The 4,333-nt window shown below is 66.0% G+C and carries 5 protein-coding genes and 1 pseudogene; all 6 read left to right on the forward strand.

The features are described from left to right. Positions 1–542 precede the first annotated feature (542 nt). The 6 genes and pseudogenes from AB1460_RS35970 to AB1460_RS35995 all read left to right on the forward strand — a co-directional run bounded on the left by AB1460_RS35970 (position 543) and on the right by AB1460_RS35995 (position 4,050). Positions 543–1,148, forward strand: coding sequence for a hypothetical protein (locus AB1460_RS35970; RefSeq protein WP_368966940.1), 606 nt, complete (start codon positions 543–545; stop codon positions 1,146–1,148). Then, on the forward strand, positions 1,135–1,992 hold the full coding sequence (locus AB1460_RS35975; RefSeq protein ID WP_368966947.1) for a TRM11 family SAM-dependent methyltransferase: 858 nt from the start codon (positions 1,135–1,137) through the stop codon (positions 1,990–1,992). Before AB1460_RS35970 ends, AB1460_RS35975 begins: the two co-directional genes overlap by 14 nt. 267 nt (positions 1,993–2,259) lie before the next feature. Continuing rightward, positions 2,260–2,481, forward strand: a complete 222-nt coding sequence (locus AB1460_RS35980; RefSeq protein ID WP_368966942.1) for a DNA-binding protein — start codon at positions 2,260–2,262, stop codon at positions 2,479–2,481. A gap of 85 nt (positions 2,482–2,566) precedes the next feature. Then, positions 2,567–2,911: a hypothetical protein gene (locus tag AB1460_RS35985; protein ID WP_368966944.1), complete on the forward strand. Its 345-nt coding sequence runs from the start codon at positions 2,567–2,569 to the stop codon at positions 2,909–2,911. A gap of 86 nt (positions 2,912–2,997) precedes the next feature. Next, positions 2,998–3,042: pseudogene (locus AB1460_RS35990) on the forward strand (hypothetical protein); the annotation flags it as partial. A gap of 63 nt (positions 3,043–3,105) precedes the next feature. Further along, entirely contained in the window at positions 3,106–4,050 is a 945-nt protein-coding gene (locus AB1460_RS35995; protein ID WP_368966946.1) for a site-specific integrase, read from the forward strand. Positions 4,051–4,333 lie beyond the last annotated feature (283 nt).

The raw sequence follows: 4,333 nt of genomic DNA on the forward strand, positions 1-4,333 counted from the left end.
CCGCCGCGCCCACAAGACCGCCACCGCCGCACTCGACCTTCACGGCTTCCCCTGACAACCCGGACGAACCACCAGACCCGAAGATCACGGACAGATCAACTCAGAACGCGAGCGTGCCGGAGCCTTGGTTCACCCCCAGGCCGCCCGGGGACTCCGTCAGCGTCAGAAACGACGCCTCAACCCTGTCCAGCGACGATTCCGCCGCGTTCTCAGACTCGTACAACACGATGGTTGGACTCCCGTCCGTGAGGCCCTGTGCTTCGTCGACCCCAAGGACGCCACACCCCATCTGACGGTGATCTGACACTCATCCACGCCCAGACAGGCACGGCGAAGAGACGTCCGGAAACGATCTGACCGTGATCTGACACTGATCTGACGGTGATCTGACACATCACCTCGCACCACGCAGATGATCAGAGTCAGATCTGTGTCAGATCACCGTCAGACACCCTGGACTTCACTCGGACCCGAACAGCCCCCGGCCACCAGCCGCCCTTTCCGAGCGGCGAACCGGCGACATCCTGTTGCGGAGGAACCGAGTGCCTCAGCCCCGTCCCACCCGAACCGATCAGCCGCGGATCATTCCACTCACCGTCTGGCCCACCACCACCCCAGAAATCCCCGGGGCTCTCCCCGCCGATGCCGCGGCCCGCGCCATTGCCACCTTCAGCCACACCGGCGACCTCGTGATCGGGATCGACGACAGCGGAATCCTCCTCGGCGCCGCCGACTACCTCGGCCGCCGATACCTCGCGCTCCACCGCACCCAGCAGACCGCCGCCACCCCGGTTCTCCCACACTGCCGGGAACGCGACGCCGGCCTCATCATCGACCACCCGCCCGCCACCAGCCCGGAAAACCTCCTCCCCGACCTGAGCACGCTCACGGCAATACTCCGACCGGGGGGATACCTCCTCACCGTGCACACCCCCACCAGCGGGGAACACGACCCGCTCGCGGACACCATCACCGCCGCCCGCGCCGCTGGGCTGCGCTATCTCCAGCACATCATCATCCTCACCAGCCCCATCCACGACGGAGAACTCCACCCGCCCCCCGAGAACCCCTCGAGCGGCGGGTTGTTGGAACCCGTCCACACCGACCTGGCAGTGTTCAACCGACCCGGTGGTGGTGCGCGTGGCTGACCGGCACACCCCCCTTCCTCTCACCGTCTGGGCGGTGTCGCAGACCCACCCCCGCTTCCAGCGCCTGCACCGTTACACCCCTGAATCCCTCGCGCACCCCGCCCGCATGCTGCCCGCCCTCGCCCGCCACATCATCACCACCTTCACCGCACCGGGTGATCTCGTCGTCGACCCCATGTGCGGCATCGGCACCACGCTGGTGGAAGCCGCACACCTTGGCCGCAATGCGCTCGGGATCGAATACGAACCCCGCTGGGCAGGTATCGGCCGCGCCAACGCCGTCCTCGCGCACACTCAGGGCGCCACCGGCACCATCCAGCTCATCACCGGTGACTCCCGCCGCCTTCCCGGACTCGCGCCCGAGGCCGCGCGAGGACAGGCAGCGCTGATTCTTACCTCACCGCCCTACGGTAAAGCGACCCACGGCACCGTCGACGCCGACCGGATACACGGCGTCCGCAAACGCGACTACACCTACAGCGCCGGCCGGCCCGGGAACCTCGCCGCCGCCGACCTGGCCGAACTCCTCACCGGATTCACCGACATTCTCACCGGCGCCGCAGCCCTTCTGCGACCCGGGGGAATCGTCGCGATCGCTGTGCGCCCGTATCGCCAGGACGGCGAGTTCATCGACTTGCCCGGCGCCATCCTGCACAGCGCCCAGCAGGTAGGGCTCGTCCGCGCCGGCCGCGCCGCCGCCCTCCTCGCCGGCCTGCGCGGGCCCCGTCTGGTGCCCCGCACGACCTTCTTCGCCCTCCACAACGCCCGCACCGCCCACGCCGCCGGCACCCCCCTGCACGTCACCGCCCACGAGGACGTCCTTCTCCTCACGCCCACCGAATAGCCCGGCCGACGCGCGTCCAGCAGGCCTGACAGCGACCCTGGCCTGCGTCAACGCTATCTGACAGTGATCTGACGGTGATCTGACACATGTTGCACACGCAACAACAGTCAGATCACCGTCAGGCACCACCGTCGCGCGTGTAGCAGGGCCTGCCGCACGGACATGGGTCGCCGCGGCGTCCTGCGCGTGGGGTGTCGCTCCCCGCGCGCCAGCGTCACGGCACAGGCCGCGAACCTCGAGACACAGATCCTTCCGAGAAAGGGCTCTGTGAAGACCTGGACCGACGCAGAGATCCGCCATATCGGCACCGTCGTCGACATCGTCACAGCCGGGGAAATCCTCGGCATCGGACGCACCACCAGCTATGTACTCGCCCGCCAGAAGAAGTTCCCTGTCCCCGCCATTCGCGTCGGACGTCGATATATCGTCCCCACCGGCCCCCTCAAGAATCTGTTGGGAATCGATACACATCCGACCGAACCGGCTTGACAAACCGGTTTCCACCGAGCATCAATATTCCCATCCGCCGCACATACGACGGATTTCGCGTGGAACAACGAGACAGGAGCTCGTAATGGCGAAGGGATCCCTGTTCAAAAAATGTGGCTGTAGAGACCCGAAAACCGGCCGCCAGATCGGGCGTTCCTGCCCCAAAATCCGCCGCCCGAATGGCGGATGGCGCTCCGACCACGGAACCTGGGCCTACCGCGTTGACCTGCCACCCCACCCCGACGGAAAACGACGGCTCGTGAGCCGCGGCGGATTCGCCACACGCGATGCAGCCCACGGCGAACTCGAGCGCATCGACGCTCTCCTCGCCATCGCGGAGGAAGGCGACATGAGCGGACTTCGCGCATCGCCGACCTCATCGGAAACGCCATCACCAGCGCAACGCCGCTACCCGAGACAAGCGAAGTAGAAAACCGTTACCGACGCAACGCTGACCTCGACCCCGACCTCACCGTCGCCAACTGGTTCACCCGGTGGCTGGAGAACCGCAAAACAATCCGCCCCACCACCCGAAACGGCTACGCCGGCTACATCCGAGTTCATATCACCCCCGCCATCGGTGACATCCGCCTCACCAAACTCACCGTCGGCCATCTCGACGACATGTTCACCGCCATCGACCAGACCAACAAGAAAATTCTCGAGGACCGTGAATCCGACGATCCCGAAATCAGACGAGCTGCGCGACGCAGAAGGATCACCGGTCCCGCCACCCAGCAGCGCATCCGCGAAGTACTCCGAGCAGGACTCAACGACGCGATCCGCCGCGGCATCATGACCCACAACCCCGCAAAGTACCTGGAACTCGCATCCGGGAAACGCCCCAAAGCACTCCTATGGACCGATGAACGGGTCGCCCGCTGGCGCCAGACCGGGACCAAACCATCACCTGTCATGGTCTGGACCCCCACACACACCGGACACTTTCTCGACCACATCCAGACAGACCCTCTTTACCCCATCTTCCACCTGATCGCCTACCGCGGACTACGCCGCGGCGAATCCGTCGGCATCCACTGGGACGACATCGACTTCACCAGCGCAACCCTCACCATCCGCCGGCAAGTTACCCAAATCGGCTACACCACCCACATCGGCCCTCCCAAGTCCGACGCCGGCGAACGCACCATTTCTCTCGACCCCGGCACCATCACCGTCCTAAAAATCAGCCGCACTCGCCAACACGCTGCCCGCCTCGCGGCCGGCTCAGCCTGGCCCGACACCGGACTCGCGTTCACCCACCCCGACGGCAACCTCATTCACCCCGAACACCTCATGAACCGCTTCCGCGTGCTCCTCCAGGAAGCCGACCTACCCCCCATCAGCCTCCATGGCCTCCGACACGGAGCAGCCACCCTCGCACTCGCCGCCGGCGCCGCCCTCAAAGCCGTCCAAGACCTCCTCGGCCACTCCACAATCATGCTCACCGCCGACACCTACACCCACATCCTCCCCGAACTCGCCACCGAGATCGCCATCAACTCAGCCCGCCTCATCCCCCGACGACGCAACCCCGACGACTACCCGAAAGACATCACACTCGACTAAACCCACCGCCCCCCGCCCCCAGGGCGGGGGGCCAAGCCGTTCCCAACCACCACCACAGCCCTCCCCCACAAGACCTGACCCCTTCGAGCGGACCCGGCACCACCCAAACAAGATCAACTGTGCCACCCACCGCTACCGCACCCACACCTGCCCCCCGTTGGCGACCACCGTCCGGCTCATCCCTAGACCCCACAAGCACCCGCGAGAGATCATCGAGACCTGTCTCCTACTCTCCCCCGACCTCGACCACCCCCCCCACCTTCACCTACAAAACCACCCCCCA

Origin of the sequence: Parafrankia sp. FMc2 (genome assembly GCF_041008525.1) — a bacterium.
Classification (GTDB): Bacteria; Actinomycetota; Actinomycetes; order Frankiales; family Frankiaceae; genus Parafrankia.